The organism is Riemerella anatipestifer (assembly GCF_009670965.2).
Classification (GTDB): domain Bacteria; phylum Bacteroidota; class Bacteroidia; order Flavobacteriales; family Weeksellaceae; genus Riemerella; species Riemerella anatipestifer_B.
On the sequence record NZ_CP073239.1, the window covers coordinates 938670 to 961350 of the forward strand.

Below are 22681 nucleotides of genomic sequence, written 5' to 3' on the forward strand. Positions count from 1 at the left end.
ATTGTTAAGAACTGCAAGACAAAGTAGAGCAACCTACCACCTCGTCGTATTTTTTTGGTCTTTTAACGCTCCATTCTGGGAATGTTTCTTGGTAAGGATTTTTAAGAGCGGTAAGGAGTTGGTTAAAGTAGCTGATGTTCCCTTTATTAAGTTCCTCTATACACTCGTGTAGGAGGTAGTTTCTAAGGGTAAATTTGGGGTTGTTTTGGCTCATTAGAGCAAGTCTTTCGTTGGGAGAAATTTTGTTTAAAGCCAATCGGTTTTGGTAGGAATTTATCCATTGATTGAGGCGTTGTAGGTCTTCCGTATGGAGAGATTTATAAGAAATATCCTGCCAGTTGATTAGATGAACATCTTTCTCCAATGCATTGAAAAATAAAGTGTAGTCCAACTTTAGCGAAGCCATTAGATTTTGCCAATCTGTAAAGAAATCTACATCGGTATCTTTCATAAAAGTATCCAATCCCATTTTAGAACACATCATTTGGTCGTATTGATTCCAAAAATCAGTGCCAAAATCTTCTAAAGTTTGCTCAATAAAATCTACATCGTTTATTAGAGGAAATAAAGCATTGCCTAGTTGCCAAAGATTCCATTGTGCCATTTCGGCTTGTCTTCCAAAAGCATAACGCCTATTGGGTAAATCGGTAGTATTGGGTGTAAAGTTCAAATCGTATTCATCTAACATAGAGAATGGTCCGTAGTCTATACTAAGCCCGAGGATACTCATATTATCGGTATTCATCACACCGTGGGTAAAGCCTACTCTTTGCCATTCTACCATAAGGTTGGCGGTTGTTTCAGCAATTTTTTTGAAAAACTGATGATAAGGTTGAGGTTCATCTGTTTTTATTTCACAGAAATAGTGTTGAATACAGAAGTCGGCTAGATTTTTCAGAGTATCTATTTCGTTTTGGGCAGCCAATAGCTGGAAGTGTCCAAATCTTACAAATGAGGGAGCGGTGCGTATAACTACTGCTCCTTTCTCTTGTTTAGGGTTGCCATTGTAGAGTATATCTCTTGTTACCATTTCTCCTGTTTCGGCGAGAGAGAGGGCTCTAGTAGTAGGCACACCTAGATGATGCATTGCTTCGCTCATTAGATATTCTCTCACAGAGGAACGAAGTACGGCTCGCCCATCTGCAAATCTAGAGTAGGGCGTTGCTCCTGCACCTTTCCATTGGATTTCGGTGGTTTCTCCGCTAGTGTTTTGTATCTCTCCAGCCAATATTGCTCTGCCGTCCCCCAGTTGCCCTGCCCATTGCCCAAACTGATGCCCAGCGTAAGCAGTAGCATAGGTTCTGATGTTTTTGGGTAAATCTTGGGCAGCTAAAAAAGCCTCGTCTTCGGGTTCAAAAGAACCTAAACCTATGTCGTTAGAAAGCTCTTGATTGAAAGCGATAGTTTTGTAGTTAGTAAATAAGGCAGGTTCTACCGTAGCAAAAAGCATTTTTGGAGTTTGTCTTTGCATGGTATCACCAGAAAAATCGCCAGGGAATTGGTCTAAAAAAGGTTGAGTGATGAGGTGTATGTTCATTTAATTTATATCAAAAATAATGGGGTAAAGTTAAGGGATTTAATTATTTTTTTTAATCTCCCTAACATTTTAGTTGATTAGTTATTTTTTGCCAGAGGTTGTAAAGTCGTTAATTAAAAGCAAAAACGCCACTCTGTCTATTTCATAAATCATCAGTAAATGCTTACTTTTGTGGCAAAAATAAATCATTAGCAATGCCAAAAATATCAAACAGAGCAGCCAATATGCCTGCTTCCCCTATCCGAAAATTAGTACCTTACGCTTTAGCAGCAAAACAAAGAGGAACTAAAGTCTATCACCTTAATATAGGACAGCCCGATATAGAAACGCCAGAAACAGCACTCGCAGAACTGCAAAAGATTGACTTAAAGGTGCTAGAATATTCACTTTCAGAGGGTAACTTAGAGTATAGAAAGGCTTTAGAGAACTATTACCATAGCTTGGGTTTTACAGACTTAACAACAGATAATTTTATTGTTACCAATGGTGGTTCGGAAGCGTTGAACTTCGCACTTTCTACTTTATGTGATGAGGGAGATGAAATCATCATTCCAGAGCCTTATTATGCCAATTATAACGGTTTTTCTAACCATATCAATGCTAAAGTAGTAGCGGTGCCGTCTTCCATAGAGAGCGGTTTTGCACTACCGAGCATAGAAGAATTTGAGAAAAAAATTACCGATAAAACCAGAGCGATACTTATTTGTAACCCAGGCAACCCAACAGGTTATCTTTACACCAAAGAAGAGTTGAAAAGATTAGCCGAAATTGCCCTTAAACACGACATTGTAGTTATTTCCGATGAGGTGTACCGTGAATATGTTTATGATGGAGAGAAACAGACTTCGATGTTGGAGTTTCCTGAACTAGCAGAGAATTGTATCATCATAGACTCCGAGTCTAAAAGATACTCTATGTGTGGGGTAAGGATTGGTTTTATGGTTACTCGCTCTAAAGTGATTAAAGACGCTGCGATGAAGTTTGCTCAAGCAAGGTTAAGTCCTGTATTGCTAGGACAGATTATTGCAGCGAAGGCTCACCAGAACGACACGGCTTATATCCAAAGTGTGAGAGAAGAATACACTAAAAGAAGAAACCTTTTAGTACAACTACTTAACGAGATACCTGGGGTTAATTGTCCGATGCCAAAAGGAGCGTTTTATTGTATGGCAGAACTTCCTATAGACGATGCCGATAAATTTGCACAATGGCTATTAGAGTCTTACTCTCATAACAACGAAACCATTATGGTGGCTCCAGCTGGAGGGTTTTATTCTAACCCAGAGTTAGGTAAAAAACAAGTGAGAATAGCCTATGTTCTCAAAGAAGAAGATTTGAAGAGAAGTGCAGAATTGCTTAAAGATGCGCTAGAAAAATACCAAGCTTTATAGATAAGATTTTAGTTTACAAAAGCCGAGAGTTGTTCAGACTTTCGGCTTTTTTATTTTATCTTCCTTAGATTGAAAATAGGAGGAAATTGAATTTGAACTCGTCTAAGTGTTTTACTAGGGTGTTAGGGTGTTTTTCAATCGGTAGTAACTTTTTTATAAATAATGAGAAACGGCAGGTCTTGTATAGATTTTATTATCAGTATTTTTTTGTATTTTAGCGAACTATTTTTAGAAAAAGCAAATTTTTTATTGAGATGAGTAAATTTACAGAATACAAAGGGCTTAATCTTACGGATATATCAGCACAAGTAGCCGATTTTTGGAAAAAGGATAATACATTTCAGAAGTCGGTGGAGATTAGAAAGGGTAAACCAGAGTTCGTGTTTTACGAAGGACCACCTTCCGCTAACGGTATGCCAGGAATTCACCACGTAATGGCGAGAGCCTTAAAAGACATTTTCTGTAGATACCAAACTCAAAAAGGGAAACAAGTATTTCGTAAAGCGGGTTGGGATACTCACGGACTGCCAGTAGAGCTGGGGGTAGAGAAAGAATTAGGTATTACCAAAGAAGATATAGGTAAGAAAATTTCGGTGGAAGACTACAATCAGGCGTGCCGAAATGCCGTAATGAAGTACACCGATGTTTGGAACGACCTAACTGAAAAGATAGGCTATTGGGTAGATTTAGAAGACCCATACATTACCTATAAGCCTAAGTATATGGAGACGGTTTGGTGGCTTTTAAAGCAGCTTTACACCAAAAATTTGCTTTATAAAGGCTATACCATTCAGCCATATTCCCCTAAGGCGGGTACAGGGCTTTCATCTCACGAGCTTAATCAGCCGGGGACTTACCGTGATGTAAGTGATACCACCATTGTGGCTCAATTCAAAGTAAAACAACTTTCGGATAGCGTGGCTTCTAAGATAGGTCAGCAAAGTGGGGATATCCACATTCTTGCTTGGACGACCACGCCTTGGACGCTTCCGTCTAATACGGCTTTGGCAGTAGGTAAAGAGGTAGAATATGTCTTGGTGAAAACCTTTAATCAATACACTTTTGAACCAATCCAAATCGTTCTTGCAAAGGTACTTCTTGAGAAAAACTTTGGTAAAAAATATTTTGAAGCTACAGATGAAGATTTGGCTAAATATCAATCCGAAGATAAACAAATCCCTTATCAAGTGTTAGGGCATTTTTCGGGTGCAGATTTAGCAGGAACGCAATACGAACAGTTGGTGCCGTGGTTTTTACCATACGAAAATCCAGACCAAGCCTTCCGTGTGATTGTAGGGGATTTTGTAACCACAGAGGACGGGACAGGGATAGTACACATTGCACCTACCTTTGGTGCTGATGACGCCCGTGTCGCAAAAGAAAACGGAATACCTCCGATGCTCATCAAAGATGAAAACGATAACCTAGTGCCTTTAGTAGATTTACAAGGGAAATTTGTTAAAGGAGAGGCGGTGCCAGAGCTATTTAGTGGTAAATACATCAAAAATGAATACTATGATAATGGTGCTGCCCCAGAGAAATCTTGGGACGTAGAAATGGCAATCCTCCTTAAAACAGAAAATAAAGCATTTAAGGTAGAGAAATACCTCCACTCTTATCCTCACTGTTGGAGAACGGATAAACCAGTATTGTACTATCCGTTAGACTCTTGGTTTGTTAAGATGACTTCGGTTAAGGAGCGTCTAGTAGAACTAAATAAAGAAATCAATTGGAAGCCGAAAGCTACTGGAGAGGGGCGTTTTGCCAACTGGCTAGAAAATGTGAACGATTGGAACCTCTCTCGTTCTAGATATTGGGGAATCCCGTTGCCGATATGGAGAACAGAAGACCTAAAGGAAGAGAAAATCATAGGTTCGGTAGAAGAGTTGGTAAATGAAATCAACAAGTCCGTAGCAGCAGGAGTGATGGCGGAAAACCCTTTCAAAGATTTTGAAATAGGGAATATAAGTGAAGAAAACTATGCTAAGATAGATTTACACAAAAATATTGTGGACGAGGTGGTGCTAGTGTCCGAAACGGGTAAACCGATGAGAAGAGAATCCGACTTGATAGATGTTTGGTTTGATTCTGGGGCGATGCCTTATGCACAGCTACACTATCCTTTTGAAAATAAGGAACTCATAGAGCAGAACAAAGCGTTCCCTGCAGATTTTATCGCGGAAGGGGTGGACCAAACTCGTGGTTGGTTCTACACACTACACGCCATTGCAACTAGCGTTTTTGACTCTGTGGCGTACAAAAATGTGGTGTCCAATGGTCTTGTGTTAGACAAAAACGGACAAAAAATGTCTAAACGATTGGGAAATGCAGTAGACCCATTTGATACTTTAGCGAAGTACGGTCCAGACGCCACCAGATGGTATATGATTTCCAATGCAAACCCTTGGGAAAACCTTAAATTTGATATTGATGGTGTAGATGAGGTGAGAAGAAAGTTCTTCGGAACACTTTACAATACTTATTCATTCTTTGCACTTTACGCCAATGTAGATGGCTTTAAATATGCCGAGAAAGAGGTGGAAAACAGACCAGAGATAGACCGTTGGATTCTTTCGGAACTTAATATATTAGTAAAAGAAGTTACCGAGTTCTATAACGATTACGAGCCAACCAAAGTCGCTAGAGCCATCAATACCTTTGTTAATGATAATTTGAGTAACTGGTATGTAAGGCTTTGTCGCCGTCGTTTCTGGAAAGGAGATTATACCGAAGATAAAATTTCGGCTTATCAAACGCTTTACACTTGTTTAGAAACAGTGGCGAAAATATCAGCACCAATCGCTCCATTCTTTATGGATAGGCTTTATCAAGACTTGAATAAAGTGACCCAAAGAGATACGGCAGAAAGCGTGCATCTTACGGATTTCCCTGTAGCTAATGAAGGTGCGATAGACATCAATTTAGTAGAAAAAACACACTTAGCACAACAGATTACCTCGATGGTATTTTCACTAAGAAAGAAAGAAAATATCAAGGTAAGACAGCCATTGCAGAAAGTAATGGTGCCTGTTCTAGATAAGAAAACGGAAGAGCAGATTGTGGCTGTTTCGGACTTAATTAAACAAGAGGTGAATGTAAAAGAGCTGCAAATCATCAATGATAAAGAGGCAGAGGGACTTATCGTAAAACAAATAAAGCCTAACTTTAAGACTTTAGGTCCTAAATTGGGTAAAGATATGAAGACGGTAGCCCAAGAGATTTCAGCGTTTGATAATGCTCAAATTTCCACTTTGGAGAAGGAAGGTAAGGTAATGGTTGGAGCTTATGAGATTTGCCTAGAAGATGTGGAAATATCGACTAAAGATATTCCAGGTTGGACGGTAGCTAGCGAAGGTAAAATCACAGTAGCGTTAGATTTAACGATAACCGACGAGCTTAGGTCCGAAGGTGTAGCTAGGGAGTTTATCAATCGTATTCAGAACCTTAGAAAAGAAAAAGAGTTTGAGCTCACAGATAAAATTAAGATACAGTTAACACAAGATTGTCCATATTTGCAGGAAATTTTGAACAACGAGCAGTACATCGCTTCGGAAGTGCTTTCTGAAAAAATAGAAGTTTTAGAAGCGTTAAACACAGGTGATGAGCTAGAAATAGACGAAGTGAAGTTCACTGTAAATATTGAAAGAAATTAGAATACTTACATCATATTTTGATTATTATGGAACAAGAAAGACAAAGATATAGCGATGCCGATTTGAAAGAGTTTAAAGAACTTATAGAAGGCAAAATAGAAAAGGCAGAGAAGGATTTGGCGTTGATTAGACAAAACTTTATCAACGACCAAAATAATGGTACAGATGATACTTCGCCTACATTTAAGGCTTTTGAAGAAGGGGCAGAGACTTTAAGCAAAGAACAAAACGCTATTCTTGCGGTAAGACAGGAGAAATTTATCAGAGACCTTAGGAATGCTCTTGTTAGAATAGAAAACAAAACCTACGGAATTTGTAGAGTTACAGGTAACCTAATAGGTAAGGAAAGACTGAAAGCTGTGCCTCACGCCACTTTAAGCATAGAGGCTAAAAATATGCAACGGTAATTGCAGAAAAGTTAAACACTAGCTGTGTATCACAAGAAATCTTTTTTGTGATACACGGCATTTTTGATTAAATAAAACATAAATGAAGAAGATAGTATTCGTAACCATTTTGGTATTGCTTTTAGACCAACTCTCCAAAATCTATATTAAAACTAATTTTGAACTCAACGAATCTGTGAGGGTTTTGCCAGGTTTTAGATTGACCTTTGTAGAAAATCCAGGTATGGCATATGGTTTACAATTCGGAGGACTTATTGGTAAATATTTTTTGGTAATTACTAGAGTAGTTCTTATTGGAGTGATGGTTCATATCTTTAGAAAATGGCTTAAAGAGGGGGCGTCTAGTTACAGACTTATACCTATGGCAATGATATTTGCAGGAGCGATAGGGAACTTAATAGATGGCATGTTTTATGGGCTTATCTTTGATACAGGAACGGTGTTTGATGACAGTATAGGGCGATGGATAGGCTACGATGGGGTTTCTCATATCATTGCTTTTGGGCAAGGTTATTCTCATTTTATGAAAGGCTGTGTGGTAGATATGTTTCATTTTGATATGATTGATTGGTATGTGCCAGAAAATTATCCTGTAATTGGTGGCACTAGAATTCAGTTTTTTAAATATATTTTCAATGTGGCAGATGCTGCTATTACAGTTGGTGTGAGTATATTGTTTTTGTTCAGAAGAAAAGCCTTTCCTAACGGATTAGAGTTTTAAGTAGATGAAAAAACTAGGGAAAGTTCTACTGGTTACATGTGTTTTATCCATCGTTAGTATAGTAACGGTAATATTGTGGTGTAATTATATTATTAAAAGCCAGTCCGAAAATTATATCTTCAACAATATTTCTGATGTACCAACTAAAAAAGTTGGACTTGTTCTAGGAACGAGCAAATATCTCCAAAACGGTATTCCTAACTATTACTTTAAATACAGAATAGATGCGGCAGCGGAGCTTTATAAAAATGGCAAAGTACAGTATTTTATTGTAAGTGGAGACAATTCTCGTAAAGACTACAACGAAACCGAAGATATGAAGCTAGATTTAATGGCTCACGGCATTCCTGAAAATCATATTTATCAAGACTTCGCGGGATTTAGAACGTTAGATTCCGTAATAAGAGCAGAAGATATCTTTGGTCAAAAGACATTTATCATCATTTCACAAAAATTTCATAACGAACGAGCGGTTTATTTGGCTAGAAAAAACGGCTTAGAAGCGTATGGGTATAATGCTCAAGATGTAAATACCTATGCAGGATTTAAAACCCAAGTCAGAGAATACTTCGCAAGGGTAAAAGTCTTTTATGATTTACTATTGGGGGTAGAGCCTAAATTCAGTGGAGATAAAGAGTTGATTCCGTAGTATTTAGTTTGTGTAACATAGGTTACATTGGGAATCGTATTTTATTGTTACCTTTGAGGATAAGTTTAATTTATCAAAAGGTAAAATAATGAGAAAAATAGGTGGTTATATAGGTGTTGTACTCTTGGCTTTAGTGGTAAGTTGTGATTCCAAAAACAGCAGTAAAGAACTTGATAAACCAGATTTAGCTAGTAATAATACTAAAGATGAGGTAGCAGAAGCATATAATTTAATGAAAACAAATTGCTACTCGTGCCATCACCCATCTGCTTTGCCTACGGAGAGAGTGGCACCACCTATGTTAGCGGTAAAGGCTCATTATATGGAAGCTACTGGTAGTAGAGAGCAATTTATAGCAAAAATGCAGGAATTTATTGCTAAGCCCTCTGCGGAGGCTTCTATAATGCCAAATGCGGTAGAGAAATTCGGATTAATGCCTTACCAAGAATATAAAAAGGAAGATATAGAGAAAATAGCAGGTTTCTTGTTTGATTATAAAATTCCCGAACCAGAATGGTTTAAAGAGCATTATCAGAAAGAAAAAGGTAAAGTTTTTGAGCAAAAAGGATTGGATATTCCAGCCACAGCGAAAACCCAACAAGAAATAGGTTTGGAGTATGCCCTAGAAACCAAGCAACTCTTAGGGAAAAATCTACAGCAAAAACTTAAACAAGAAGGAGCTGAACAAGCCTTGGATTTTTGCAATATCAATGCTATTCCCTTAACACAACAAGTGGCGGATAAGCACAATATTTTCATAAAAAGAGCATCAGATAAACCAAGGAATCCAAATAATAAAGCTACAAAAGAAGAGCTTAAAGTGATTATGGATTATAAAAAACAATTGGCAAATGAAAAGACTTTAGCTCCTGTGATGGAAGGTAATCATCTGTATGTGCCAATACTTACTAATGAGATGTGTCTTAAATGCCACGGAGTGCAGTCCTCTGATATAGCTCCTAAAGTGTCTGATAAAATAAAAAAGCTATACCCAAAAGATATGGCTACAGGATATAAACAGAATGAATTGAGGGGTGTTTTTAGTATAAAACTTTCAGAATAATAATTTTTTCATAGTACTATAATGGGAGGCCAGAGACATTTTAATCACTTTTTGTCTTTGGCTTTTTTGTTTGGTTTTTACAGAAAAATAATTTAGGAATTTCTCTTAGAGAAACAAAGTCGCAGAAGACTCATACTAAAGAAGTACTTTTTTTGAGAAAATTGATATAAATCAATATCTTTGCAGACTACGAATTCGTTTTCATGAAGAATATAAGAAACTTTTGCATTATAGCCCATATAGACCACGGTAAATCTACCTTGGCAGATAGGCTTTTAGAATATACCAATACAGTAACACAAAGAGAACTCCAAGCCCAAACCCTAGACGATATGGATTTGGAGAAAGAGCGAGGAATTACCATAAAATCTCACGCCATACAAATGGACTACGAATATAAGGGTGAAAAATATGTTCTTAACCTTATTGATACGCCAGGGCACGTGGATTTTTCCTACGAAGTATCTAGGTCTATAGCAGCGTGTGAGGGGGCATTACTGATTGTAGATGCGGCACAGAGCATTCAGGCACAAACAATTTCTAATCTTTATTTGGCGTTAGAAAATGATTTGGAGATTATCCCTGTACTTAATAAAATTGACTTGCCATCTGCAAACCCAGAAGAAGTTACAGATGAAATAATGAATTTATTGGGCTGTGAGTACGAAGATGTTCTAAGAGTTTCAGGGAAAACAGGAGAAGGCGTACACGAGCTTTTAGAGCAGATTGTGGAAAGGATACCAGCTCCTAAGGGAGAGCCAGATGCTCCGCTACAAGCCCTAATTTTTGATTCCGTTTATAACCCTTTTAGAGGGATAGAAGCCTATTTTAAGGTAGTTAATGGCAAGATAAGAAAAGGCGAGAAAGTTAAGTTTATGGCTACCGATAAAACCTACGAGGCAGATGAGGTAGGGACACTAAAACTGAAACAACAGCCAAAACAAGAAATCAAGTGTGGAGATGTAGGCTATATTATTTCTGGGATTAAAGATGCCAGAGAGGTTAAAGTGGGAGATACTATTACAAGTGTAGAAAATCCTGCTACTGCTCCGATAGAAGGTTTTGAAGAGGTGAAACCAATGGTTTTTGCTGGGATTTATCCAGTAGAAAGTGAGGATTTTGAAGAACTAAGAACCTCCTTAGAAAAACTTAGGTTAAATGATGCTTCTTTAGTTTTTGAACCAGAAAGTTCAGCGGCTTTAGGATTTGGTTTTAGATGTGGATTCTTGGGTATGCTCCATATGGAAATTGTTCAGGAAAGGTTAGATAGAGAATTCAATATGAATGTTATCACTACGGTTCCCAACGTATCCTATCACGGATATAGCAAGAAAGAACCGGAAGTGCCAATCCTTATCAATAATCCTTCGGAAATGATGGACCCAACGGTAATGGATAGAGTGGAAGAACCTTATATTAAAGCTTCTATCATTACCAAATCCGATTTCGTAGGAGCGGTGATGACGCTTTGTATAGAAAAACGAGGAGAAATTGTTAATCAAAGCTATCTAACTTCCGATAGAGTAGAGCTTGTCTTTAATATGCCTCTTGCAGAGGTGGTTTTTGATTTCTATGACAGATTAAAATCCATTTCTAAAGGTTATGCTTCCTTTGATTATCACCCAATAGGTTTCCGTGCTTCTAAATTAGTTAAGATGGATATTCTTATCAACGGAGATATGGTAGATGCATTGTCTTCTCTCATACACCAAGACAATGCCTATGGTATTGGTAAAAAAATGTGTGAGAAGCTGAGAGAGCTTATACCGAGACAACAGTTTGATATAGCAGTACAAGCGGCTTTAGGAACAAAAGTTATTGCTAGAGAAACCATAAAAGCCTTAAGAAAAGATGTAACAGCAAAATGTTATGGAGGAGATATTTCAAGAAAAAGAAAACTCTTAGAGAAGCAGAAGGAAGGTAAAAAGAAAATGAAGCAGATAGGAAGAGTAGAAGTTCCACAATCAGCGTTTATGGCGGTACTAAAACTGAATGATTAAACTTCATTAAGGATAGTTTAAAATAGAACCTAACTTAGCTATTTATAATAAGCTGGTTAGGTTTTTTTATTTTGAATAATCTGAATTTTAAGAAATCATCAATCAAGGTAATAGTCAAAAAGGAAAAATGATTTTTGTCAGTCCATAAATTAGTTCGTATTTTTGTTGGCGAAAATCATTCTAAATAAATACAATGATAAAAGTATCAGACCAAGCTAAAGATAAAGCTGTTCAGCTTATGGCAGAAGATGGGTTTAATCCTAGTGAAGATTTCATTAGGGTAGGCGTTAAGAGTGGAGGCTGTTCAGGGTTAGAATATGTGTTGAAATTCGATAATCAGACCACGGATACAGACCAAATATTTGAAGATAACGGAATTAAAATAGTAATAGACAAAAAATCAATTCTCTATTTAGCAGGGACAACTTTGGAATATTCTGGAGGTCTTAACGGGAAAGGGTTTGTGTTTAACAATCCAAATGCTGCTAGAACTTGTGGTTGTGGAGAGAGTTTTTCGCTTTAGAAAAGAAAAAATAGGAGTAATTTTATAGAAATTATGGCAAAATATACAGAAGACGATTTAAGGGAAGACCTTAAAAATAAAGAATACGAAGCAGGTTTTTATACGGATATAGAATACGAAGATTTCCCTACGGGGCTTAATGAAGATATTATTCGTCAGATTTCAGCAAAGAAAAATGAACCAGAATGGATGACAGAATGGAGGCTGGAGTCTTTCCGTATTTGGCAAAAAATGGAAGAGCCAGACTGGGCAAATGTAAAGTATGAAAAGCCAGACTTCCAAGCCATAAAATATTATGCCGCTCCTAAAAAGAAACCGGAATTAGCAAGTCTAGATGAGGTAGATCCAGAGTTATTAAAAACTTTTGAGAAGTTAGGCATCTCTTTAGATGAGCAGAAAAGACTTACAGGTGTTGCTGTAGATGTGGTGATGGATTCCGTTTCGGTAAAGACCACTTTCCAAGAAACTTTAAAAGAAAAGGGTATTATTTTTTGTTCCATATCAGAAGCGATACAGGAGTATCCTGACCTAGTTAAAAAGTATATTGGTAAAGTAGTGCCAAGAGGAGATAATTTCTATGTGGCACTTAACTCGGCGGTGTTTTCAGATGGCTCTTTCTGTTACATACCTAAAGGCGTAAAATGTCCTATGGAACTTTCCACTTATTTCCGTATCAACCAAGCGGGAACAGGGCAGTTTGAAAGAACTTTAGTAGTGGCAGATGAGGGAAGTTATGTATCTTATTTGGAAGGATGTACCGCACCGTCTAGAGATGAAAATCAGCTCCACGCTGCGGTGGTAGAGCTTATCGCGATGGAAGGTGCTGAAATCAAGTACTCTACTGTTCAAAACTGGTATCCAGGAGACGAAAACGGCAAAGGAGGAGTGTTCAACTTTGTTACTAAAAGAGGACTTTGTGAGAAAAACGCTAAAATCTCTTGGACACAAGTAGAAACAGGTTCGGCGGTAACTTGGAAATATCCTAGTTGTATTTTGAAGGGTGATAATTCTATCGGAGAATTTTATTCTATCGCCGTAACCAACAATCATCAGTGGGCAGATACAGGGACGAAGATGATACACATCGGGAAGAATACTAAATCTACCATCATCTCTAAAGGAATTTCCGCAGGTAAGTCCAACAATTCTTACAGAGGATTAGTAAAAGTAATGCCTTCGGCAAAAGGAGCTAGAAATTTCTCCCAGTGCGACTCCCTTTTAATGGGTAACGAATGTGGTGCGCACACCTTCCCTTATATTGAAATTAAAGACCCTTCGGCACAGCTAGAACACGAGGCTACCACCAGCAAAATAGGCGAAGACCAAATTTTCTATTGTAACCAAAGAGGTTTGGATACTGAAAAAGCTATCGCCCTTATCGTAAACGGATTTAGCAAAGAGGTACTTAACAAACTCCCGATGGAGTTTGCTATAGAAGCTCAAAAGCTTCTAGAAATTAGTTTAGAGGGTAGTGTAGGATAATTCATTTATATATTGAGTAAAATGAAATATATTATAGGAACTAGTTTTTTAGTTTTAGCTTTATTTTCAAGTTGTAATAAGACTGAAAAGGCAGCTAATCAAGAAACTGTAGAAAAACAAAAAACAGATACTCTAACTTCAATTTCGAGCGAAATGTATCAGGGGATAATCCCTTGTGCAGATTGTGACGGTATCTTTACTACCATTACTTTGGCTCCAGACCAAACCTTTGATAAAACCGACTATTACTTAGGTAAAAATGAATATTTCACCGAAGAAGGCTCCTACACCGTAGATGCTTCCACGGGGATTTATGCGTTATCTTCTAACAATGATAAGGCTACTCAACATTATCAAAGGGAAGAAGGTAAGTTAGTCCTTTTAAACGATAAAAAGGAGAAAAACACAGGAGCTAATGCTCATACTTATGAGTTAGAACAACTTTCTAACGATGATTACCACTTTACCCCAACTCCCGTGGAGGGCTTCCTCATCATAGGGCACGAGGTGAGCTCTTTCAGACCAGCCAATTCGGCTAAAGTCTATTGGATAGAAGACCCTTCGGGCGAGTTACAGAAGAGATATGAAGCAATAGTAAAGGATAAAAAGATACCTTACTTTCCTGTAAAGGCAAATTTGGTTTTAGAAAAAGATACCAAAAAAGCGGAGGGCTTTGCCGAAGATTATGATGGGGTAGTAGTAGTGAAGAAACTACTAGATTTAAAGCTGATTTCTGTGGGAAATTAGGATAGGAAAGACGATGATAATTAAATAAACAAAAATTAAATTAAAACATTACATTATGAAAAAAGTAGCGTTATGGTTAGCATTCCTATTTACAGGAATTCTTTTCGCACAAGAAGTCAAGTATCAGTTGTCTAGTCATATTTTAGACATTACTCAAGGAAAACCAGCTCCAGGAGTAAGCATTACCTTGTCTAAACAAAATAAAAATGGTGTTTGGGTAAAGGTAGATGAAAAGGTAACAGATGAAAACGGGAGGATTAAGAATTTTCTAAAAGAAGAAAAAGGAGTAAGCCATCAGGGGATATACAAACTTACCTATCATACTACACCGTATTTTGAGAAGTTAGGGCAGCAGAGTTTTTATCCGTTTGTAGAAGTTGTTTTTGAGCTAAAGGACAACAGCCACTATCATGTACCTATTACCTTAAGCCCTTACGGATATTCTACTTATAGAGGAAACTAAAACAAAGAGCAGAAGCTCATTAGAAAAGTTAATCCTTACTTCAATATTGCAGATTATGAAAAAAAGTATAATGGTTTTAGTAGGTTTATTGTTGGTTCAGTTTTCTTTAGCACAATATACCGAACAAGGGACTTCGCTCAATCAAGAGGGAGCTTTAGAACTGGCAAAGCAAGCCCACATAGAAGCTCGTAAATTAGGTAAAAAGGTATCCGTAGCAGTCCTAAACAATTCGGGCGTAAGTCTTTTATTATTGAAAGGCGACCAAGTAGGACCTCATAATACCGAAGCCTCTAGGAGAAAGGCTTACACTTCGCTTTCCACCAAAACCCCTAGTTTTGAATTGATGCAGAAGGCAGCCAGTAATCCTACGGCACAAAACTTAAATACTTTGCCAGAGCTTCTACTTTTAGGAGGAGGCGTACCCGTTTGGAAAGATGGGGAGCTGATTGGGAGTCTAGGGGTTTCTGGAGCTGGTGGTGGAGAGCAAGACCATAATGTGGCCAAGAAGGCGGTTGAGAATATGGGCTACGAGATAACCAATATAAAAATTAACAATAAATAAAATTATATATAGAAATGTTAAATATAAAAAACTTATATGCTAGGATAGAGGACGGAGCGGAAATCCTTAAAGGGATTAACTTAGAAATAAAACCGGGTGAGGTACACGCCATTATGGGACCTAACGGAGCTGGGAAATCTACCCTTTCTTCTGTAATTGCAGGAAAGGAAGACTACGAAGTTACCGATGGAGAAATTCTTTTTGAAGGGGAAAATATAGTAGAAGATGCTCCAGAAGAGAGAGCTCATAAGGGGATTTTCCTTTCGTTCCAGTATCCAGTAGAGATACCAGGAGTTTCGGTAACCAATTTCATCAAGGCAGCCATCAACGAAACCAGAAAGGCTAACGGGCTGGAGGATATGCCTGCGAAAGAAATGTTGGCTCTTATCCGTGAAAAATCAGAACTTTTAGGGATAAAGAAAGACTTCCTTTCTCGCTCCCTTAACGAAGGTTTCTCTGGAGGAGAGAAGAAAAGAAACGAAATTTTCCAAATGATGATGCTTAATCCTAAACTTGCCATCTTAGATGAAACCGATTCTGGACTAGATATTGATGCGTTAAGAATTGTATCCGAAGGGGTTAATCATTTCAAAAATGAGGGGAATGCCGTGCTTCTAATCACTCATTATCAGAGATTGCTTAACTACATTCAGCCAGATTTTGTGCATGTGTTGGCAGACGGTAAGATTATTAAAACGGGAGATAAAACTTTAGCTTTAGAGTTAGAAGAAAAAGGATACGATTGGTTATTAGGTTAATCCTAAAGAGCTTTAAAATCAAAGTTTTAATCTAAAAAAAATAGACTATGTCTTTATACGAACAAATAAAAGAAAATCACCATATCTTTTCCGAAAAAAAGCCTTTATCACAATGGGAAGATACTAGGCGTAATGCTTTATCTCAGTTTGATAAGTTAGGGTTTCCTTCCAAGAAAGATGAGGAATATAAATATACCAATCTAAAGGAAATTATAGAAAAGCAATATCAGTTTTTACCACAAGAGGAACATCATATTTCTGAAGAAGAGCTGAAAGCTTTGCATCTAGGTGAAGAAGATTTTGACTGGGTGGTTCTCGTTAATGGGAAATTGCGTCCGGAACTTTCTAAGATTTCAGATAAAAATATTAAGGTACTTGCCCTAGACGAGGCTCTTTCTAATGGAGAGAGTGAGGCTTTATTCCGTCCTTATTTTAATACTATTGCCAATGAGAGTTGGGCGTTTCCAAATCTTAATTTAGCATTTGCTCATTTGGGAGTAGCACTTTATGTGCCTAAAAATACGGTGGTAGAAAAGCCTATACATATTTTCTATATTTCGCAAAATCAATCGGAAAACACCTTCTATAATCCGAGAAATATACTGGTGGTAGAAGCGGGTAGCCAAATAGAGGTTATAGAAAGTCATCATAATTTTGATACTTCGTTTACCTTTACCAATAGTCTTACTGAAATTTTTACTAAACCTAACGCTAAAGCAGATTGGCATAAGTTACAGAACGATACAGATACTTCGTATCTGGTAGACCATACCTTTGTGAAGCAAGAGAAGGATAGTTTAGCTACGGTAAATACTTTCTCTTTCGGAGGGAAGTTGGTACGTAACAACCTAGATTTTATTCAGGAAGGAGAAAATATCAACTCTTTTATGAATGGAATTACCATTATTGGTAAAGACCAGCTAGTTGACCATCATACCGCAGTACACCATAATCAGCCTAATTGCGAAAGCTATCAGAATTACAAGGGTGTATTTAAGGATAATGCTCACGGAGTGTTTAATGGGAAAGTATTTGTAGATAAAATAGCTCAAAAAACCAATGCTTATCAGCAGAATAATAATATTCTACTAAGCGAGGGTGCTACTATAGATTCTAAACCTCAGTTGGAGATTTTTGCAGATGATGTTAAATGTTCTCACGGTTGTACGGTGGGGCAGCTTAATGAAGATGCTTTGTTCTACCTTCGTGCTAGAGGAATTTCTAAAAATGAGGCACAAGCATTATTGCTTTACGCCTTTGCAAATGATGCAATGGAAAACATAGATATAGAGCCTCTAAAACTAAAAATATCCAAGCTCTTAGCTGAAAAATTAGAAGTGAATATAGAGTTCTAAAAATAAACAAAGGTCTTATCAAAATATTTTGATAAGGCTTTTTTCTAATAAGTATAAGAAACAAGAATGGACTTAAATAAAATAGAATTTCACATAGATGCTTACAAAACACATGGGCAGATTTTAGATGCGGCATCTTTTGTAGTTAGAGCATTTGGGTTAGAGCATTTTAATTTTGCAGGATTTGATTTTAGAGAAGAGATGGACGCTAGGTCTATTGTACTTACTACGGAGGGAGAACTGTCCCAACCACAGAAAGTTAAAATACCTAAAAATCTTTTTGATTTTGATTTTAATTTAGTTCTCAATCTTATAGCACATGAAATGCTACATGTGAGACAAAAGGCACAGGAAACATTAGTAGAGGATAAAAATGAAAGGGAATTCCAAGCCTATTATGAAACTTTATTTCATAAAGTATTTCCCCAGATACCTGATGCACCAGACTTCAATAGGAAACAATTTGCTGATAAAGCACTAGAGTACTACCGAAGAATGGGAGAAGGCTCGGCTTTACAAGAAAAATATTATTCCCAAAAAGAAGAGGTGGAAGCTCTTAAGAGAGAGCTTTCCCAAGAAAATAAAGACCTTTAAGGGTATGCAACCTATCGGCTATATGGATTTTGTCTGATAAAGGCTTATAGACATGAGAAACGCCGCCTGTAGCTATTACAAAGGCCTCTTCTCCTATTTCTCGGTTGATTCTCTCTATAAAACCTTCTACCATACCTAGATACCCATACACCATACCACTTTGCATACAACTTACAGTATCTAATCCTAGAACGGATTTAGGAGCTTGTAGCTCTATCTCTGGGAGCTGTGCAGTATCTTGTATTAAACTTTTAAGAGAGGTAATAATTCCAGGAGCAATAATAGCACCCAAAGTTTCACCATTGTGAGAAATACAACTAGCCGTAAGTGCAGTGCCAAAATCAAAAATTATCTTTGATTTATTAGGATAGAGATGATGAGCTGCAACTAAATTTGCGTAGATGTCGGTACCCATTTGTTTGGACTTTGGTTTAACTTCAGAGGGTGTATTTCTATCTACCAAAATAGGTTTTAGCTGGTGTATCTTTTCTAATGCCCTTACAATATCGTTGGTCATTTGTGGTACAACGGAGCCTATTATCAGTTGGTCTATTTCTTCAGGTTTGATGTCATAAGATTGATAATGCATCAGAAACTGAACAAAAAGTTCGTCTTTAGTTCGGTAGGGTTTAGTGTTAATAACCCACGAGAGGCTACATTCTTCATTATTAAATAACCCAAAACGGATATTGGTATTTCCTATGTTGACTACAATGGTTTTCATAATGATAATTATTTTTCAGCAGAGAAACTATTTTACTTCTAAAAAGTTATCTTCTGGATTTACATCTGCTAATCTTTGTGAAAAATCAATACCTAGAACGGAAATCTGTTCTTTGGTAAAAGGTATTTCAAAAGTATATTCTAAGGAAGTCCAATTCCAATAATCCAAAGTAGTGAAATTGCCTAAAAAGTCAGATTTTTTAGGTGTTCTCATCATATTTAATGGGATATGGTAAGAAGTTATCTTTTTATCTTTGGTAAGTACTCCAAAATCTATAGGCATAGGAACTCCGCCTTTTTTTACTAAAGTAATGGTAGTAGAGTTTGGGTTATACTTTACTTCTTTTATGGCGTAGTCTATGGTTTTGGTGGTGTTAATCCAGTAATGTTTAAACCATTTTAAATCCATACCAGATATTTTTTGAGCAAGATGGAGAAAATCTCTATCAGTAGGGTGTTTTAGATGCCATTCATCATAGTATTTTAGTAGTGTGGTCTTCAGAAGGTCTTCTCCCATAATATAGCCTAGCTGCACTAAGAAAAGCTCTCCTTTAGTATAGGACGCTACGGAGTAGGCTGTGCCGTCGTCGTGATGGTCAGCAAACCAAACAGCAGGTTCTTCTTTTCCTGTTTTTACAAACTTTCTATAACCTTCTAAAGCACCTACAAAAGGGTTTGGCCAAGCCTCTTTAGGAGGGAAAAGCTGATACATAGCAAAGTCTTCGGCGTAAGAAGTAAAACCTTCGTCTAGCCAAGGTGTAGTACTTTCGTTGGTTGCTAACATCTGCTGATACCAAGAGTGTGCACCTTCGTGAGCCATTAGCCCAACTAGGCTTTCTAAACTTTTGGCTTCTCCTAATATCATAGTACACATACCATACTCCATACCACCATCGCCACCTTGAACGAACGAATAGCTAGGGTAAACATAGCGACCGAAGTTAGCATTCATAATTTGAAAGAACTTATTAACATAAGGTTTAGCTTGTTTCCAATACTCGGTTTTTTCATTTTTTTGATAAACGAAATAGACTTTCGGTCCATCAGGTACAATAAATTCCTCTACGGAATAGTCTGGGTCTGCTGCCCAAGCAAAGTCTAGAATATTTTTTGCTGTCCAATTCCAAGTCGCTTTACCATTAGCATCTGTTTTAGGTTTAGACTGCAAAGAGTAACCTTTAACTTCGGTAGGGTTTGTAAGTGTTCCGCCTGCACCTATAACATAGCTAGGGTCTATTTTGATATTGATGTTATAATCCGAAAAAGGAGCGTGGAATTCTCTCCCGATATAATCAAAAGTTGCCCAGCCATCGTAATCGTATTCTGCTAGTTTTGGGTACCATTGGGTCATAGTCATTTCTACGCCTTCTCTGTTTTGTCTTCCAGCTCTTCGGATTTGATAAGGGATATTAGCGTCCCAATCCATAGTGAAAGTAGTCGTAGAGTTTGGCTTTATAGGTTGATTAAGATAGACCTTCATAATGGTTTCTTGAACTTCAAACTGGAGTTCCTTTCCATTTTGTTTAATCCAATTTATTTTTTGGTTGCCCTCTTTCCCTTCGGGAATAGAAGCTAATCTAGAAACTACTTTTCCTGCTTTATTTTTTTCTACTAGCCTTTTATCGGCATTATCGCCTTGGTTTCTCACTCTTTCATCCATCATAGAGTTTGGTTTAAAGGCATTCCAATAGAGATGAAAGTAAACCTCCTTTAGCTCATCAGGAGAATTGTTGGTATAAGTAACGGACTGCTTGCCGTGGTAAGTGTAGCTATTAACATCTACATCAATATCCATATTGTAGCTAGCGTATTGCTGGTAATATTTACCTTTTTGTGCATATCCCAACGAGGTTAAAAAAAGCGATAATGATAGAAAAAAAAATTTTTTCATTTTTCCGATAATTTTTTAGTCTTCAAATATAACAAAATCTCATTTATTCATTATTTGAATGGATTTTTAGTGAAAAAAGGTAACTTTGCAAGCGTAATAAAGACAACAAAATATTAAATTATGGCTACAGAACAAGAGCTTTGGGGTAGGGTGGAACAGTTTTTTGTAGAGCATTTTCAGAGTGAACGCAATCCGCCATTAGAAACGATATTATTTCTTATAGGCGTTCAGGAATTGGGTGGTGGAAAACAAAAATATACCAAAGACGATAAGCTAAATCTTCTCCACATAGCGGTGTGTAGACTATTGGAGCCGTTTGGTTATTATAAATTTAAAGAGTACGATGCGGAAGGCTGGCCTCACTACGATGAGTTAGAGCCTCTGCCTGAGCTAAAACCTAATGAGCAAAGTATTCTTATGAAAAAAGCAATTATACAATATTTTATAGATGAGAATTTGCTAGAACAAGAAAGTTAGAGGTGCGAAACTCATAATAATCTGTTAAAAAACTCGTTTTTAAGATAAAATTTCTAAAAAACGAGTTTTATTGTTTTTTTGTTGATAAGAAATATTTAATTTTAACATCTGAAAAATAACCTGAAAAGTGCGTAACAAATTTATTCCTATTATATCTATTTTGATGACGATTTCTCTATTGGTGTTCGTCAGTTTTCAATTTTATTGGCTTAAGGAATATTATAGCTCTATTGAAGAAGAATTCGCAGGCAAGGTGCAGAAAGTTTTGGAACGCTCCACGCAAGATATTTCTAATATCGAGATAGATAAATATTTAAAGGAATATGAAGGCTTCCAAGCTTCTATAAATGAGGATAAAAACAAGCCTACTCTAAATATTATCAGGCAAGTACAAGATTCGGCAGATAAAAAACTTATTTCCTTTAGTAGAAGTATTATAGAACCTCAGAAAATACCAGTTTCCTCTAAAGGGGACACTTTGGAAAGGGTTAAAGTCTATGCCGATGAAGGTATTTATCGTTTGAAAGGAGCAGGGCGTACAACAGAATTGCTTACGGCACAACTGAGTAAAGACATCAATGATAATACTTTTACTTTCAGAGATTTTGCTAAACTAAATGCGAGTAATTTGCCCATACACAAAAGGGTAAGCGGTAAGGAGATAGATTCGGTACTCTCTAAGGAGTTTCAAAAAATAGGTATTAGTGCTAAGTTTGGTTATGGTGTGCTAGATAAAAATAAAAAACTAACCACTATTGCTGATGAGGTTTACCTTGAAAATCAGTCTAAAGCTAATTATAGTTTTCCACTTTTTACCGATAAAGAGGAGCAACCTATTTACACCTTGTCGCTTGTTTTTCCAGATAAAAAATACTCTTTACTAAGAGATAATCTGCCATTACTTTTAGGAACTGTTTTTTCACTTTTAACTATTGTATTTATTTACATTATTTCCATCAACTATATGTTGAGACAGAAAAAAATAGCAGAAGTAAAAACAGACTTTCTTAATAATATGTCTCATGAGTTCAAAACGCCTTTAGCTACAATTTCGGTAGCTACGGACTCTTTAGCAAACGATAAAATAGCGAGTGATCCAATTAAAGTGAAATATTACTCTGGACTCATAAAGCAAGAAAATCTCCGAATGAAAAAACAGGTGGAGAATGTCCTCAATATGTCAAAGTTAGAGAGGAACGAAATGAAACTTTTCTTGCGAGAAACCAATTTGAGAGAGTTGATAAGAAACATTGCTAATTCTGTTAGGTTGATAGTAAACGAAAGAGGCGGAACGCTTACAGAAGATTTTAAGGCGGAGCGCTATAATCTAAAAGTAGATGAGTTCCATTTATCTAATACGCTTATCAATCTGTTGGATAACGCAAATAAATATTCGCCAGATAAGCCCGAAATTAAAATTGCTACCCGCAACGAGGGAAATTATTATGTGATAGAAATTTCGGATAAAGGTATGGGAATGGAGCCTCAAAATAAAACCAAAATATTTGAGAAGTTCTTTAGAGAAGAAACAGGGAATGTACATAATGTAAAAGGTCAAGGTTTGGGGCTTTCCTATGTTAAGAAAATAATAGAACTTCACAAAGGACAAATTAGTGTAGAAACCCAAAAAGGAAAAGGAAGTACCTTTATTGTAAAACTTCCAATGATTTAATTATAAAAAATTA

Annotated in this window: 20 protein-coding genes; 17 read left to right on the top strand and 3 right to left on the bottom strand. The window is 36.9% G+C overall.

What is annotated here, in order from left to right; genetic code table 11:
• Positions 1 to 4 precede the first annotated feature (4 nt).
• Positions 5 to 1537, bottom strand: a complete 1533-nt coding sequence (locus D1J36_RS04320; RefSeq protein ID WP_154137356.1) for a protein adenylyltransferase SelO — start codon at positions 1535 to 1537, stop codon at positions 5 to 7.
• 194 nt (positions 1538 to 1731) lie between these two features.
• Here D1J36_RS04320 and D1J36_RS04325 point away from each other — a divergent pair, with 194 nt between their 5' ends.
• The 15 genes from D1J36_RS04325 to D1J36_RS04395 all read left to right on the top strand — a co-directional run bounded on the left by D1J36_RS04325 (position 1732) and on the right by D1J36_RS04395 (position 17905).
• The gene (locus D1J36_RS04325) at positions 1732 to 2928 is read left to right on the top strand and encodes a pyridoxal phosphate-dependent aminotransferase (RefSeq protein ID WP_052910960.1); all 1197 of its coding nucleotides are present in this window, start codon (positions 1732 to 1734) and stop codon (positions 2926 to 2928) included.
• A gap of 254 nt (positions 2929 to 3182) precedes the next feature.
• The gene (gene ileS / locus D1J36_RS04330) at positions 3183 to 6581 is read left to right on the top strand and encodes an isoleucine--tRNA ligase (protein WP_154137357.1); all 3399 of its coding nucleotides are present in this window, start codon (positions 3183 to 3185) and stop codon (positions 6579 to 6581) included.
• Positions 6582 to 6607: 26 nt separating this feature from the next.
• The gene (locus tag D1J36_RS04335; protein ID WP_052910958.1) at positions 6608 to 6988 is read left to right on the top strand and encodes a TraR/DksA family transcriptional regulator; all 381 of its coding nucleotides are present in this window, start codon (positions 6608 to 6610) and stop codon (positions 6986 to 6988) included.
• 82 nt (positions 6989 to 7070) lie between these two features.
• Positions 7071 to 7709, top strand: coding sequence for a lipoprotein signal peptidase (locus D1J36_RS04340; protein WP_154137358.1), 639 nt, complete (start codon positions 7071 to 7073; stop codon positions 7707 to 7709).
• Between the two features lie 4 nt (positions 7710 to 7713).
• Positions 7714 to 8358, top strand: coding sequence for a SanA/YdcF family protein (locus tag D1J36_RS04345; RefSeq protein ID WP_154137359.1), 645 nt, complete (start codon positions 7714 to 7716; stop codon positions 8356 to 8358).
• An 88-nt stretch (positions 8359 to 8446) separates the two neighbouring features.
• On the top strand, positions 8447 to 9421 hold the full coding sequence (locus D1J36_RS04350; RefSeq protein ID WP_154137360.1) for a c-type heme family protein: 975 nt from the start codon (positions 8447 to 8449) through the stop codon (positions 9419 to 9421).
• Positions 9422 to 9624: 203 nt separating this feature from the next.
• Positions 9625 to 11421: a translation elongation factor 4 gene (gene lepA, locus D1J36_RS04355; RefSeq protein ID WP_004920511.1), complete on the top strand. Its 1797-nt coding sequence runs from the start codon at positions 9625 to 9627 to the stop codon at positions 11419 to 11421.
• 193 nt (positions 11422 to 11614) lie between these two features.
• Entirely contained in the window at positions 11615 to 11944 is a 330-nt protein-coding gene (locus D1J36_RS04360) for a HesB/IscA family protein (protein WP_038693659.1), read from the top strand.
• Positions 11945 to 11977: 33 nt separating this feature from the next.
• On the top strand, positions 11978 to 13426 hold the full coding sequence (gene sufB / locus D1J36_RS04365) for a Fe-S cluster assembly protein SufB (RefSeq protein WP_154137361.1): 1449 nt from the start codon (positions 11978 to 11980) through the stop codon (positions 13424 to 13426).
• Positions 13427 to 13447: 21 nt separating this feature from the next.
• Positions 13448 to 14173 (top strand): copper resistance protein NlpE, encoded by a 726-nt coding sequence (locus D1J36_RS04370; protein WP_154137362.1) that lies wholly within the window; start codon positions 13448 to 13450, stop codon positions 14171 to 14173.
• A gap of 55 nt (positions 14174 to 14228) precedes the next feature.
• Complete coding sequence (uraH, locus tag D1J36_RS04375; protein WP_004920539.1) at positions 14229 to 14636, top strand: hydroxyisourate hydrolase; 408 nt, start codon at positions 14229 to 14231, stop codon at positions 14634 to 14636.
• Between the two features lie 70 nt (positions 14637 to 14706).
• Positions 14707 to 15198, top strand: coding sequence for a GlcG/HbpS family heme-binding protein (locus tag D1J36_RS04380; protein WP_014937760.1), 492 nt, complete (start codon positions 14707 to 14709; stop codon positions 15196 to 15198).
• Positions 15199 to 15212: 14 nt separating this feature from the next.
• Positions 15213 to 15956 carry a Fe-S cluster assembly ATPase SufC gene (sufC, locus tag D1J36_RS04385; protein WP_154137363.1) on the top strand — a complete coding sequence of 248 codons (744 nt, stop codon included), beginning with the start codon at positions 15213 to 15215 and terminating at the stop codon, positions 15954 to 15956.
• A 47-nt stretch (positions 15957 to 16003) separates the two neighbouring features.
• Positions 16004 to 17311 (top strand): Fe-S cluster assembly protein SufD, encoded by a 1308-nt coding sequence (gene sufD, locus D1J36_RS04390; RefSeq protein WP_154137364.1) that lies wholly within the window; start codon positions 16004 to 16006, stop codon positions 17309 to 17311.
• Positions 17312 to 17377: 66 nt separating this feature from the next.
• Positions 17378 to 17905 (top strand): hypothetical protein, encoded by a 528-nt coding sequence (locus tag D1J36_RS04395; protein WP_154137365.1) that lies wholly within the window; start codon positions 17378 to 17380, stop codon positions 17903 to 17905.
• On the opposite strand, the gene D1J36_RS04400 is transcribed toward D1J36_RS04395, so the two are convergent.
• Complete coding sequence (locus tag D1J36_RS04400; protein WP_154137366.1) at positions 17868 to 18629, bottom strand: type III pantothenate kinase; 762 nt, start codon at positions 18627 to 18629, stop codon at positions 17868 to 17870. The two genes, D1J36_RS04395 and D1J36_RS04400, sit on opposite strands and share 38 nt — an antisense overlap.
• Before the next feature lie 27 nt (positions 18630 to 18656).
• A complete protein-coding gene (locus D1J36_RS04405) occupies positions 18657 to 20519 on the bottom strand; it encodes a M1 family metallopeptidase (RefSeq protein ID WP_154137367.1) in 1863 nt (620 codons plus the stop codon).
• A gap of 120 nt (positions 20520 to 20639) precedes the next feature.
• Between D1J36_RS04405 and D1J36_RS04410 the strand changes: the two genes are divergently transcribed.
• Together D1J36_RS04410 and D1J36_RS04415 are read left to right on the top strand one after the other, a co-directional pair.
• Complete coding sequence (locus tag D1J36_RS04410; protein WP_154137368.1) at positions 20640 to 20996, top strand: hypothetical protein; 357 nt, start codon at positions 20640 to 20642, stop codon at positions 20994 to 20996.
• A 163-nt stretch (positions 20997 to 21159) separates the two neighbouring features.
• Positions 21160 to 22668 (top strand): sensor histidine kinase, encoded by a 1509-nt coding sequence (locus tag D1J36_RS04415; RefSeq protein ID WP_154137661.1) that lies wholly within the window; start codon positions 21160 to 21162, stop codon positions 22666 to 22668.
• Positions 22669 to 22681 lie beyond the last annotated feature (13 nt).